The sequence below is a fragment of the Pirellulales bacterium genome (assembly GCA_019636345.1).
Taxonomy (GTDB): Bacteria; Planctomycetota; Planctomycetia; order Pirellulales; family Lacipirellulaceae.
In genome coordinates this window covers 138,491-151,800 of sequence record JAHBXQ010000005.1, presented here as the reverse complement: position 1 = coordinate 151,800, position 13,310 = coordinate 138,491, and the positions used below count along the sequence as shown (strand labels likewise).

The following is a 13,310-nucleotide window of genomic DNA, read 5'->3' as shown; positions in this document are numbered from 1 at the left end:
GCGGACGCTGCGGCGGCCTGCGGTGTGGGTCGCGTGTATGCGTCGAACTCTTGCCACTACGCCTCAGCCGTCGCGAACCGATGCTTTCCCGGACGCCCCTGTTTCCCCACGTCATTGAGTTGAACCACCAGGCACGCCGCCGGTTTACCTGCAGCGTCTACCTAATCTACGACGACAACCAGTGGGCGCTCATTGACATCGGCTACGAAGACGCGGCCGACGAGTGCATCGAGTTGATTCGCCAACTCGATTTCCCGTTCAGCAAGTGCGCCGGGCTGATCGCTTCGCACGCCGACGTCGACCACATCCAGGGGCTTGCCAAGGCGAAGCAGGTCCTCAAGGCCCCGGTGATCGCCCACCCGTTGGCCGCCAAGCTGTTGGAACAAGGGGACCGGGTGGCGACTTTTGCCCACATCGAGGCGCAGGGGATCGACCTGGCCATGCCCCCGATCGAAGTCGACCGAACCGTCGACGACGGCGATACGCTGGCCGTCGGCGATCTTAAGCTCGAGGTCTGGCACACTCCGGGGCACACCGACGGGCAGCTCAGCTTCCGGCTCGGCAAGCTCTTGTTCTCGGGCGACAATCTGTTCCGCGACGGGTGCGTGGGGGCGATCGACGCTCATCACGGCAGCAGCATCCCCGATTTCATCAAGTCGCTCGAACGGATCAAGTCCAGCGACGTCGAATGGCTGCTCCCCAGCCACGGCCCCGCCTTTCGCAAGGACGACGCCCTGATCGACCGCACGCTTGCCCGGCTCGAGAGTTATCTCCACATGGCCGACTTCGGCACCTGCGCCGTCGACTGGCCGCTGATGGACGATTGGGAGCGGGAGCTGGTCGAAGGGAAGCTGCCGCAATAGGGGCTCGGAGTAGGGGCGGACGCGGTCAACCCCCTTCGCCCTCGGGATGAAAGAATCCCAGGTGCAGCTCTGCGTGGCGGAGGTTGAGCTTGATCCACTCCTGGTGCGTCAAGAGTCCGAAAGCGGGATTCGGCTCCGTCGGCGCCTGAGCCTCGAGCCGGGCCAACGCGACGAGCAGTTGGCCGATCGCCTCGTCGGTCGCCATCGACTCCGTGCCGAATGTGCCGCCGGGGACGCGGGGAATCTTCATTCCTGCGGGCATCGAGCCGTCGAGGATCTCGTTCTTCCACAGTTTGAGCAAGAACCGCATGAACCACGGCACGCGCGGCATCGGCGGATAGCCGTCGAACGGGGCGTTGGCCCAGAACGCCAAGTGCCCGATGGCTTGTCCCAGTTGCCAGTTCCCTGTGGCGCGGAGCGCCCCGCGCCGCTCCGCCGCGGCGAGCGACTCGGCGTCGGCGAGGACCTCGGCGAAGGACTCGAAGCCAAGCTCGCGACGGTCGATCGCCTTGCGGGTGTCGATCATAGCTCGCGATTCTACCCGACCCGATCGCGGCCGTGATCGAAATTTCTGGACGGCTGAAGGGGGGCAGGGGAGAATGCGGCCGGTTTGAAGATGCGTCCCCGAGACGCCTGCTCGCCAATTTGCCGTTCTGGATTTCGTCCCATGTCCAAGGCTTCTTGCTCCCTTGCGGCGGTCGCGATCGTGCTGACGGCGGTCGGCGGCGGTCGAGTCGCAGCGTACAACCTGTTCGGTCCCTATCCGTGGGGAGACGAGGCGACCTACTACAACAAGTGGGGCGACATCTTCACCCCCGGATCGACGGGGGGGACGATCACTTGGAGCATCATGCCCGACGGGACGACGATCGATCCCTCCTGGAGCGATCCCAACATCACGGGGACCAGCAGCCTGGAAGCGATTATGACCGGCCTGGGACACGCCCAGGCGCTGGCCACGATCGAGCGGGTGCTCGACAAGTGGTCGGCGGTCGCCAACATCTACTTCGTGCAGGTCCCCGACTCAGGCGCCCCGTTCAGCAGCACGGCGGCCCAGTCGCCGGACACGGGGCAGATTCGGTTCGGTGCGTTCTCGATCGCCGGCTTCGTCGGCGGCGTCGGCTTTGCGCCGCCCCCCAACGGCGGTTCGCTGGAGGGAGACGTGCTTCTCAACGCGGACAACACGTTCTTCTTCGACCCAGGCGGCGAAGGGGACCCGATCCAAATCTTCAACGACTTCGAGAGTCTCCTCTTGCACGAAGCGGGACACGCCTTGGGGATGGCCCATTCGGACTTCTGTTCGGTGATGTCGATCGAGTTCGAGTGCTTTCAGTACGTGAATCGCGAACTCGACCCCGACGACATTGCGGGGATCCAGTTTCTGTATGGGGCGGCGCTGGCTGCCGACTTCGACCGCGACAACGCGACGACGGGCGACGATCTGGGAATCTGGTCCGCCAACTTCGGCGCGGCCGGCGGAGCGGCCAAGTCCACGGGCGATGCGACCGGCGACGGCGCGGTCGACGGGCGCGACTTTCTCGTCTGGCAGCGCGAGTTCGTCGTGACGCCGATCGCGACAGTCGTCCCCGAGCCCGCGGCGGCGACGCTAGCGGCGCTGGCCCTGACGGCGATCGCCGTCGGGGCGGCAAGGTTCTCTCAAGCGGCATAATCGGCAACGTCGATGATGAGCGGGGAAGGAGTGCGTCTGTTGCGTGCGCGCCCTTCGTCTGCCGCTCGCCGATCGAGCGGTCCCGCAAGGCCGCCGGCTCGTCGCCATGTCCACTGCCAGCTCCAGTGCCGCGAATCGCGGCTCCATCGACGCCGTCAGCGAGTCGATTGCCGGCTTGGGCGCCGGCATCCTCCGAGCGGTTGACGGAGCGGGAGGGCTGACGCTGTTTTTCTGGCGGACCCTCGCTTGGCTATTCACCCGCGCGCCGCGCCCCGGCACGTTGGTCCGCAGCATGTATCAGATCGGGGTCGAGAGCCTGCCGGTCGTCGCGGTGATCGGCACGTTCATCGGCATGGTGCTCGCGGTGCAGTCGTTCACCCAGTTCCGCGCGTTCGGGCTCGAGACGCAACTGGGGGGCGTGATCAACAAGTCGATGTTCCGCGAGCTGGGACCCGTGCTGGCGGCCACGATGCTCGCCGGCCGCGTCGGCAGCGCCATCGCCGCCGAAGTCGGCACGATGCGCGTCACCGAACAGATCGACGCGCTGGCCAGCATGGGCGCCAACCCGATTCACTACCTTGTCGTGCCGCGGTTCTTGGGATGCTTGTTGCTGATCCCTTCGCTCACGGTCATGGCGATGTTCATGGGGGTGCTGGGAGGCAACCTCTACTGCACGCAAATGCTGGGGATCGACGACCACCACTACTGGGCCAACGCGAACCGGTTCGTCGAGACCTGGGACATGTTCTACGGCGTGACGAAGAGCGTCTTCTTCGGCGCCACGATCGGCATCGTCAGTTGTTACCGCGGGTTCCACTGCCGACCGGGGGCCGAAGGCGTCGGCCAGGCCGCCACGACCGCGTTCGTTTATTCGTTTGTCGCGATCATCGTAATCGATCTGGGCCTGAGCATCGTGCTCGACCAGATCTACCTGGCGATCTGGCCCGCTGCGCCGGTGCTGTTCGGAACGTAGCAAGACCGCGAGGGACGAGGCTGCAAGGGGTTGAATGTCGCCATGCAATGCATCCGCTAGCGGCGCAGCTGATCCCATGCGACGGCCCTGTCCACGTTCACCAGTCGTCGCTCCAATCACCCGGCCTGACCTCCCCAAACGCCACACCCCCTCGCCCCCCAATCCATGGTCTCCGCCGCGCCGCTGATCGAAGTTCGCGCCCTCGGCGTTACGTTCGGGCGGCAGCAGGTGTTGCGCGACGTCGACCTCGTCGTGCCGCGGGGAGAGACGCTGGCGATCATCGGCGAGAGCGGTTGCGGCAAGACCGTGCTGTTGAAGACCATCATCGGGCTGATCGAGCCGACCGTCGGTTCGGTTGCGTTCGACGGCCAGTCGCTCGACGGGCTCAGCGAGCAGGAGCTGTCGCAACTTCGTACGCGATTCGGGTTCGTCTTCCAGAACGCGGCCTTGTTCGACAGTCTCAACGTCGCCGAGAACATTCTCTTCCCGTTGCGGCAACACCGGCCGCGAAGCGAGGCTCCGCAGCATGAGCGGCGGATGATGGAACTGTTGGGCGAGGTGGGGCTCCCCAAAACCGCGCTGCGAAAATACCCCGCGGAACTGTCCGGCGGCATGCGCAAACGCGTCGGACTGGCACGGGCGCTGATGCTGCAGCCCGAGGCGGTTTTGTACGACGAGCCCACCACCGGGCTCGACCCGATCATGAGCGACGTCATCAACGAACTGATGATCCGCGTCCGCGACGCCTTTGGCGTCACCAGCATCATCGTGACTCACGACATGCTCTCGGCTCGCAAGGTGGCGGACCGCATCGTGATGCTCTACCCGCTGGCGCGGCTGGAGACGGACGAGTCGCAGACGCTGTACGACGGCCTGCCGGAGCAGATCGACAAATCCCCCGATCGCCGCGTCACGCAGTTCATTCGCGGCGAAGCGGGCGACCGAATCAGCGAACTGGCGGAGGGGAGATAGCGGACTCCGGCAACTCCGCCTCCAGCCGGGCCGCCGTGCGGTCCGGACCGCAAGCCCCCGCGCACGACACTTTGCGCCGGCATCGACCGGCCCTGAGGTTTTGCCATGAACGAACGCAATAAACAATTCCGCGTCGGGGTGGTGGCAGTCGCCACGGTCGTCATCACGGCCATCCTCATCGCTTGGCACAGCGACTTTTCGTCGCTCCCCTTTTCGGGCAACTATCAACTCAAGGTCGTCGCCGACCAAGCCCCTGGGGTCTCGCCGAATACGCCGGTGCGACGAAGGGGGATTCTGATCGGGCGCGTCGAGGACGTCGAGCCGACCGACGAGGGGGCCGTGATTACGCTCAACATCAACCAGGGCCGCGAGGTGAAGTCGAACGAGCGGGCGCGCATCGTCACCTCGCTCATCGGCGACGCGACAATCGAGTTCGTCCCGATGCGTCCGTCGGCGGGGAGCGTCGCGTTCAAGCCGGGAGAGGAAATCGAGGGGATGTACGTTCCCAGCCCCGTCGACATGTTGGGGGACATCCAGGGGGATCTCAAGCAAACAATTCAGGCGCTCGGCCAAGCCGGGTCCGAGGTCGCCCAACTCGCCGAGCGGCTCAATACGGTGTTGGGCGAAAATGATCTTGAACGAGTGACGCGCATGGTCGAATCGCTGGATTCAGCCCTCGTCGAGTTTCGCGAGACGATGACCAACGTCAACAAGATCGTCGGCGACGAAAAGCTGCAAGAAAACTTGCGCGAGGGGCTCGCCCAATTGCCGTCCCTGGTCGAGGACGCTCGTGCGATCATGCAGGGGTTGGAGCGGGTAGCGGGATCGGCCGATGAGAATCTCAAGAACCTCACAGGACTGACCAAGCCGCTCGGCGAGCGGGGAGATCGCATCGTGGCCTCGATGGAGCAGAGCGTCACCAACCTGCAGGAACTGCTAGGGAACGTCGCCGAGTTGAGCGCGAACATCAACAACAGTCAGGGGACGATCGGCCTGTTGATCCGCGACCGCGAGCTGTACGACAAAATCAACGCGGCGGCGTCCGACGCCCAGGGGATGATCGCCGACGTGCGGGCGCTCGTCTCGGACGAATTCGTCCAGCGGCGCATCCGGATGATCCTGGACAACATCTGGGTGCTGACCGACAAGCTGCAACGCGACCCGGCTCGAGCGCTGAGGGGCGTGGTCAACCGAGAAACGCCGTTGAATGCGATCCAGCGATGAGGGGGGACTAGGGGATGATTGGATCAGGGGACAAGGGGTCAACTTGACCCGGGGACGTTTTGGCTCCGGGTCGACGGGTCCTGTGGTCCTCGTGTCCCAACATCACAGCGTCCCGCACTTCGTATCCAGCCCGTGACCTCCCCGCGCCGTTCTGCGGTACAATACGCAGTCGGCACCCCGGGGAGAGCCCTTTCATGGCCAATCGCGAGACGCTCGGCGGCGTCATTCACGCCTATCAGAAGTACGACCCGAGGCGGTTCCCGAGTCCGACGCAGCCGCCGCCGGATTTGGTGAGTTCGGCCTTTGAGCACATGCTGATGTTCGGCCAGCGTCGCGAGCTGACCCCTGAGGAGTTGGCCCGGGCGGTGCGGCTCGACCCCAGCCAAATTGCCGGGCTGGGCCCCAGTCTCGACGCGCTGCTGGCGATGCTCCGCGAGCGGAAACGCAAGATTTTCGACAAGTACGAGACTCGCAAGGTCCGCGGGCGAGCCGACGCGGCCTACCGCCGGCAAGCTCAGCAGGTCAAGCCGCCCCGCGCGCACCGCGACTGCTTCCGTCAGGCGGTCGAGCAGGAGCAAATTCGCGAGCTGGAACGTCTGTGGTACGCCGTGGGAGACGACCAGTCCCCCTTCGCCCGCGGACTGGTCGGCGTCATCGAGGCGCTGGGCGACAAATACCAAGTGGACGAACTGTCCGCCAAGTATGAATTCACCGGTCGCGAGGCCCTGACAGTGCCTCAAGCGCTGGCCGTGAAAGACGAACTGGAGAGGATCGACGAGTTGATCAAGCAACTCGAGGAGGCCCGCGAGACGGCGGAGATCGCGGTGATCGACATGGAGGCGCTCGCCGAGTTCGCCGAGCCGGGGGACATTGAGCAACTGAGCGCGTTGCAGCAGCAGGTGCAGGACTACCTCCGCGAGCTAGCCGAGCGGCAGGGTCTGCAGGAGCGGGACGGCGCTTTTCAACTGACCCCCAAGGCGTATCGCATCTTCCAGGGGAAGCTGCTCGAGCGGCTGTTCAGCAGCTTGCAAGCCTCGCGGACTGGTCGGCACGTCGGGCCTGTCGTCGGCGAAGGGGCGGTCGAGTTACAGGCGACTCGGCCGTTCGAGTTCGGCGACTCGGTCGCTCACATGGACATTCCCGGCACGTTCGTCAACGCGCTGGTGCGGCAGGGGCCGCACGCCCCGGTGCGGATTCATCAAGACGACATCGTGATCCATCGCACCCGCAACGCCCCCAAGTGCGCCACCTGCGTCGTGATGGACATGAGCGGTTCGATGCGCTACGACGGGCAGTACGTCAACGTGAAGCGGATGGCGTTGGCGCTCGAGGGGCTCATCCGCAGCGAATACCCAGGCGACTATCTCCAGTTCATCGAGATGTCCAGCTTCGCCAAGGTGGTCGAGCGGGGGCGGATCGTCGAGCTCATGCCAAAGCCGGTCACCGTGTACGACCCCGTCGTGCGGCTGCGGGCTGACATGAGTCGGGCCGAGGTGAGCGAGTATCAAGTCCCGCCCCACTTCACAAACATCCAGCACGGCCTGTCGACCGCCCGGCGGTTGCTGGCGACGCAGGACACCCCGAATCGCCAAATCGTGCTGATCACCGACGGGCTGCCGACGGCCCACTTCGAGCAGCAGATGCTGTACCTGCTCTACCCCCCCGATCCGCGGACCGAGGGGGCCACGATGCGCGAAGGCGCCCTGTGCGGGCGCGACGGGATCACGATCAACCTGTTTCTGCTCCCCAGTTGGTCGCAAACCGAGGAGGACGTTCGATTCGCCCACAGGCTGGCCGAATCGACCAAGGGTCGGGTGTTCTTCACGGCTGGGAAGGACCTCGATCGGTACGTCGTGTGGGACTACGTGAGCCGCCGACGGGAGATCGTCGGGTGACAGCTCTTGCGGTCCGCAGTCTCGGCAGTTTTCTTCGCGTGCTGCGTAAGACGTGACGCGACGGAACGCCTGCCGGGGCCCGTCGCGAGATTCGCACGGGTAACAATCCACTGCGGTTTTCCGCTGTTGATTGGCGAAACGACCCGCAAAGCCAGCCCATTTTCCCGGGATCGGCGGGGACGACTGGGGCATGTCGCTAGCATTGGGTAAGCTCTACGCTTGGCGAGTCGCCGGGGAGGATAAACCTTGCCGATTCGCCGATAACCTCGTAAAGTCCCCGCGCTTGGTCCCCCTCTCCCCTCGACAGGCTGCCGCGGCGGCCGTCCCAGGCAGGATTACTCATGCTTTTGCTTGACCGAAGGTTCGGTTCGTGCGCCTTGCTGGCCGCGTGCGCCCTTGCCGCAGCGCTCGCCCGCTCGGCGTCCGCCGCCCCGGCGAGCGACGCCGTCATGTCGCAAGCCACGCGCGGATTCGCCTCGATCGCCGATTTGGCGACCCTGGAAAAGAACTGGGAACAGACCCAACTCGGCCAGTTGATGCACGACCCGGCTATGCGGCCGTTCGTCGAGGACGTCAAACGCCAGATGCAGCGCAAGCTGTCGGGCATGCAGGAGAAGCTGGGGCTGACGTTCGAGGACCTGCGTGACGTCGCCGCCGGCGAAATCGGCATGGGGATTGTCGAGCGCAAAGGGGACCGGGCCGCCCTGGCCGTCACGGTCGACGTGACCGGCCGGCGCGAGGCCGCCGACGCCATGCTCGCCAAAATCGATTCCGATTTGGCCAAGCGCAACGCGACCAAGTCGACTGCCGCTTCCGGCGGCGTGACGCTGACGATCTACCGCATCCCCTCCCGTCGCGACGGGGACGTCGCCCACGACGCGATCTTCTTCATCGAGAACGACCTCCTCTGCGGAGTCGACAATCGGGCCGAAGCCGACGCGATGATCGCGCGCATCAAAGGGCAGGGGAGCGACAGTCTGGCGACGGTCGAGAGCTACAAGCAGACGATGCGGCGTTGCGCGGCCGAGGCTCGTTTGCTCGCCCCCGAAGTCCGGTGGTTCGCCGATCCGTTCGGATACGCTCGGGCCGCCCGCTCGCTGGCTAAGCCGGGCGAGCGCCCCGCGGGCAAGGACTACGTCGAGATTTTGCGGAGCCAGGGCTTCGACGCCGTCCAGGGCGCCGGAGGTTACGTCAATTTGCTGGTGGCCGGGACGTACGAGGTGGTTCATCGCACGGCCGTGTACGCCCCGCCGATCCCTGGCGAGAAGGACAAGTACCGGCTCGCGATGCGGATGCTGCAATTTCCCAACGGCGGCGAGTTGCAGCCCCAACCGTGGATTCCCCGCGGATTGGCCAGTTACCGCACGTTCAACATGGATTTGAAGAACGCTTTCGCCCATGTCGACACGCTCTTCGACGCGATCGCCGGCTATGAGAACGCGTTTGCCGACGTCATCGAGGGGCTCCGCAAGGATCCCTATGGACCGCAGGTCGACGTCGAGCAGGACTTCGTGGCGTATCTCGGCAATCGCGTTTCGCTGGTGACCGACTACAACGTGCCGATCACCACCAAGAGCGAGCGATTTCTGTTCGCCGTCGAAGTGAAGGACGAGGCGAAGGTCGCCGACGCGGTCAACCGGTTCATGAAGGCGGACCCCAATGCGTTCCACCGCGATTTCGAGGGGAAGTCGATCTGGGAAATCGCTGAGCCGAAAAACGACGTTCCTGAACTGGAGATCGAGATCGGCGGGTTCGAACCGCTGGGCCCGGAGTCAGGCGACGCGAACGACGCCAATCAGAAACACGCCCCCGCCTCGGCCGTGTGCGTGACCGACGGACACCTGCTGATCGCTTCGCACATGAACTTCCTGCAGGAGATCCTCAGCGTGCGGAACCAGCAGGAGGCGCTCGTCGGTTCCGGCGACTTCCACCAGGTCGACGCGGCCCTCAACCAGCTCATCGACGACCCCGTGTGCGCCCGCTGCTTCGTGCGAACCGACGAAGCGTATCGCCCGACGTACGAACTCCTGCGGCAGGGCAAAATGCCCGAGTCCGAAACGCTGCTCGGCCGGTTTCTGAACCGATTGCTGACTCCGCCCGAGGACGAGGAGGAGGGCCGCCTGCGGCAGCAGAAGATCGACGGCCGCGAGCTGCCGAGTTTCGAGATGGTCCGCCGGTACTTCAGCCCCGCGGGGACCCTGGTGCGGGCCGACGATGACGGTTGGTTCGTCGTCGGCGCGACCCTGACCAAGCAACCCGCGCAAGCCCGGGCCAACGCCGGAACGTCGGCGGTCGAGACGACTGTCAGGTAACGAGCGCCGACTTCGAAAGGTCGTACTCGGAGTTCTCCTTCGCCGCGATCGCGCAGATTTCGGCGAACGCCGCGCGCCGGCGTTCCAGGACGTCCGTCGGTTGAGAAGTCGTTTCCCCCGTGACGGCGGTGCAACTGCCTGTCGGGCAAGTCGATGGATTCGCCGGCGAAGACGCCGCCGTTCGGAATTCGGTCATGGCAGATCGTGTTTGACGGATTCGTCGGCGGCTTCGCACGCGCTTGGCGTCATTTGGCCGGCCACTCGACCTTCGCCCAGTAGGGCCGCTGCCGGTCGGCCCGAGTGCGGACGTCCTCAAGCAGTGCGTTTGCCGTCGGCGTAATCGATTGCCCCGCGGTCGTCACGCGGCGGCCGTTCACTTCCAGGCGAATCGGCTTCGCGAAGTCGACCACGTCGGGATTGAGCCACAGCGTCGCCGCGGCGGACGGGACCTGGGCGGTGACGGTTCCGTTCGGGAGCTTCTTGCCGCTGATCTTCACCGGGCGCGGCTTGCGGATCTCCCACTCGCTGGGAAACACCATCTTGTCCTCGGGCAGCGCGTGGCATTCGACCCACCAGAAGCAATTGTCCCAGGGGCGCAGCGTCTTGCACGTGAACTCCTGCGGCGCCGGAGAGCGGACTTTGCGCGCCATCCAATCGAACAAATGCAGGATCTCGTCCCCGAACGGTTCGTGGCCCCGGCCCAGGTACTCGACGACCGTCGCGTCGAACCGCCGCCGCAGATAAAGATCAAGCACCGGGGCGTTGGCGCTCATCCGCAGCCCGTCGAGCTCGCCGCAGACGAAGTAGTAGGGAACGTGGATCGCGTTGTCCCAGTAGTGCCGTACGTAGGTGTCGCCGGCGGCGGCGACGATCGGAACCACCCCCGCCCACATGTCGGGGTGAGCTTGTCCCAGATCCCACGCCGCGTCTCCTCCAATGTCGTGCCCGGCGAGAAACACTCGGTCGCTGTCGACGGCGAATCGTCGCATCGCGTCGCGCACGCAGGTAAGCGCCGCCACGTGCTCGCGACCCGAGTATTCGTACGCCAGTTGGTGCGGCTTCTGCCACAACACGGCCATCACGATGTAACCGTGCCGCATCGCTTGGCCGTTGCGAGGCGGGGCCGAGCCGTCGGCGCTCGCGGTGCGCTCGCCGGCCCAAAATTCCAATTCGTCGGTCGGATCGTTGTATTGGCCGTTGAGCGCCACGATGAGCGGATAGCGCCGCGTCGGGTCGTACTCGGGGGGAAGCTGCGCGTGGTAGCGAAAGTCGCCGTCGGCCGTCAGCCCCGGCGCGCCGATGACGAAGTCCCCGGCTTGCTTCGGATCAAGATACTTCTTGTCGTGCCACGGCGGCGTCATCCGGGCGACAATCTTGGCGAGGTTCTCGACCTTGGCCGCGTCGTAGCTGCCGAGCGAGACAAGAATTTGCTCCCGCTCCGCGGGGGCCGACTCGCGGAGATAACGCCGGACCGCGTCGCGCACCTTGACCAACTCGACGGCCAGCGGCAAGCTGGTCTTGGCTTCCTCGGGGCCGAGGATCCAGCCGCTGATCGCCAGGGCCGCCTTCTCGTCGGCGCCCATCCCGGGGTCGTCCAGCAATTGCACGAACGGCGCCAGCCGGTCGGCGTTGTTGTGGGTGAGCAAGGCGATCACTTCTTCGGCCAACGGCGCCGCGATCCCCCGGTCGTCGGGATCGGCGATTTCGGCGACGACGCGGCGCAGTTCAGCGGCAATCCGCTTAATCCGCGCGGCGCCCGTCTCGTACGACGTGGCCAACTCGCGCACCTCCTGCAGAGTTTCGCCGCTCACTTCGTCGGTCGGGTAACGGTCGAGCAACGTCCGAGCAAGTTGATGTTGCCCTGCGGCCTTGCGCAGTTCGATTTCGGCGAGCACTCGTCGGGCGCCCATCTGCCGCAGTTGCTTCAGTTCGCCGGCCAGGGCCTGCTGATCGGGAAAGTCAATCAGAATCTGCTCGAGCTCGCGCCGCGCTTCATGAAATCGCTGCGCCTGGGCGTAGAAGCGCACCGCCTGCAACCGTGCCTGGACGTCGTCCTGCGGAATGGCGTTTTCGAGCATCCCCGCGAGCGTGTCGGCGGGGATCGAACTGGTGGCCAGTCGCATGTCCCACACGATCGGACGCGGCTGGCCGTACAGTCCCTCGACCTTGGCGTACCTCGGGGTCAGTTCGCTGATCCCCTGCACAATCGCCAGCGGGCCGTCGCCGGTGACCATTTCGTAGATTCGCCGACCGTACTTGTCGAACGGGGTGATGTTGAGCGCCGGGCCGACGCTCATCAGCTTTCCCCCGCCGCTGGCGACCTGTTGATCGAGCTTGACGCGGACAAGTTTCTCCGGGGCGGCGTCGAGGATGTCCTGGACGCTGAACTTCGGGACAAAGGTGCGGCGCAGATCGTCGTCGACGATCAGGATCGGCCGGACCGGAACCTGCCCGGCCTGCGGCGCTTGCTTGTCGGGAGTCTCGGCGATGCCGGCCGTTTGGTTCAGTTTGCCCGTCAGAACCCGCCCGTCCGAGAGCAGCAACTTCTGGCCAAACGCCGGACGCGACGGCCCCCAAACCGTCGCAACGGCCGCGACGATGCTCAGGACTCGGCAGAGCGAGGGAGTCCGTCGTCGCATGGATCGCACGTGCCAGAGGGGCCGCCCTGGTGGAACTGGTGATGGAATACGACCCGCAATCGTCGCAGCAAGCTCGACGAGGGCGAGTTCGAGTCGATACGTTTCATTGTGGACCCTGGTCGCGGCAGGTCAATTTCGGAGTCCGCGGGGCGTTTGCCGCTCAAATCCGGCTTCTCCCGCACTTCAGGGGCTTGCCGCAGGTTGACAGGCCCTGCGAGGCGGTCCAAGATTTCCGCACGGCTGCAGGAATGTAGCGGTTGCGCAATTTGGGCGGGCTTGCCCGAGCCCGATTCCAGGCGCCGCCTGCGCTCGCTGCAGAAGGCCAATCCACAGGGATCGTTCCCCTTTTTGCTTGCTTACGAGGCCGCCACGCGATGAACTTGCGAAGCACGGTGAAATCGCTGCTCGGCCTGTCGCTGGGGGCGCCGGTGCTCGTGGCGATCCTGGTCTGGGTCCGAGTCCTGTTGGGGGCGATGGGCGATCCTGCCGGCGCACGCATCGCCGATCGGGTCACGCTGGGGGTGGCCGTCGTGTGGCTCGCCGGACTCGCAGCCTTGGTCGTCGCGCTGGCGGCCGTGTATCTCGACGTCACCTCCGCCGGCGACGAGTGCTGCGAACACGAGCACGAGCACGAAGCCGACGACGCCTGAACAAGCGGCAGTCCTCACGGGTGCTTGACGTTTGATTGTTGAGGCAAGGCTGCAACGCCGGCGGCAGATCGGCAAACCTCCGTCACACGTTGAACATCCCCGCCACGCCCCTT

The 13,310-nt window shown here is 65.3% G+C and carries 11 protein-coding genes; 8 read left to right on the top strand and 3 right to left on the bottom strand.

The genetic code is table 11. The features are described from left to right. Positions 1-80 precede the first annotated feature (80 nt). Positions 81-863: an MBL fold metallo-hydrolase gene (locus KF688_13515; protein MBX3426692.1), complete on the top strand. Its 783-nt coding sequence runs from the start codon at positions 81-83 to the stop codon at positions 861-863. A 25-nt stretch (positions 864-888) separates the two neighbouring features. Here the strand turns inward: KF688_13515 and KF688_13510 are convergent, their stop codons facing one another. After that, on the bottom strand, positions 889-1,389 hold the full coding sequence (locus KF688_13510) for a DUF1569 domain-containing protein (GenBank protein MBX3426691.1): 501 nt from the start codon (positions 1,387-1,389) through the stop codon (positions 889-891). Between the two features lie 141 nt (positions 1,390-1,530). Here KF688_13510 and KF688_13505 point away from each other — a divergent pair, with 141 nt between their 5' ends. From KF688_13505 to KF688_13480, 6 genes are all read left to right on the top strand, one after another. Beyond that, positions 1,531-2,532 carry a matrixin family metalloprotease gene (locus KF688_13505; GenBank protein ID MBX3426690.1) on the top strand — a complete coding sequence of 334 codons (1,002 nt, stop codon included), beginning with the start codon at positions 1,531-1,533 and terminating at the stop codon, positions 2,530-2,532. A 106-nt stretch (positions 2,533-2,638) separates the two neighbouring features. Beyond that, the gene (locus KF688_13500) at positions 2,639-3,505 is read left to right on the top strand and encodes an ABC transporter permease (GenBank protein ID MBX3426689.1); all 867 of its coding nucleotides are present in this window, start codon (positions 2,639-2,641) and stop codon (positions 3,503-3,505) included. 165 nt (positions 3,506-3,670) lie between these two features. Continuing rightward, the gene (locus tag KF688_13495; GenBank protein ID MBX3426688.1) at positions 3,671-4,477 is read left to right on the top strand and encodes an ATP-binding cassette domain-containing protein; all 807 of its coding nucleotides are present in this window, start codon (positions 3,671-3,673) and stop codon (positions 4,475-4,477) included. A 105-nt stretch (positions 4,478-4,582) separates the two neighbouring features. Further along, a complete protein-coding gene (locus KF688_13490; protein ID MBX3426687.1) occupies positions 4,583-5,701 on the top strand; it encodes an MCE family protein in 1,119 nt (372 codons plus the stop codon). Positions 5,702-5,895: 194 nt separating this feature from the next. After that, complete coding sequence (locus KF688_13485; GenBank protein MBX3426686.1) at positions 5,896-7,596, top strand: VWA domain-containing protein; 1,701 nt, start codon at positions 5,896-5,898, stop codon at positions 7,594-7,596. A gap of 341 nt (positions 7,597-7,937) precedes the next feature. Continuing rightward, positions 7,938-9,908: a hypothetical protein gene (locus KF688_13480; GenBank protein MBX3426685.1), complete on the top strand. Its 1,971-nt coding sequence runs from the start codon at positions 7,938-7,940 to the stop codon at positions 9,906-9,908. On the opposite strand, the gene KF688_13475 is transcribed toward KF688_13480, so the two are convergent. Beyond that, complete coding sequence (locus tag KF688_13475; GenBank protein ID MBX3426684.1) at positions 9,901-10,104, bottom strand: hypothetical protein; 204 nt, start codon at positions 10,102-10,104, stop codon at positions 9,901-9,903. The genes KF688_13480 and KF688_13475 overlap by 8 nt on opposite strands. Before the next feature lie 49 nt (positions 10,105-10,153). Then, complete coding sequence (locus KF688_13470) at positions 10,154-12,547, bottom strand: peptidase (protein MBX3426683.1); 2,394 nt, start codon at positions 12,545-12,547, stop codon at positions 10,154-10,156. Positions 12,548-12,921: 374 nt separating this feature from the next. On the opposite strand from KF688_13470, the gene KF688_13465 reads away from it, so the two are divergent. Next, entirely contained in the window at positions 12,922-13,197 is a 276-nt protein-coding gene (locus KF688_13465; GenBank protein ID MBX3426682.1) for a hypothetical protein, read from the top strand. Positions 13,198-13,310 lie beyond the last annotated feature (113 nt).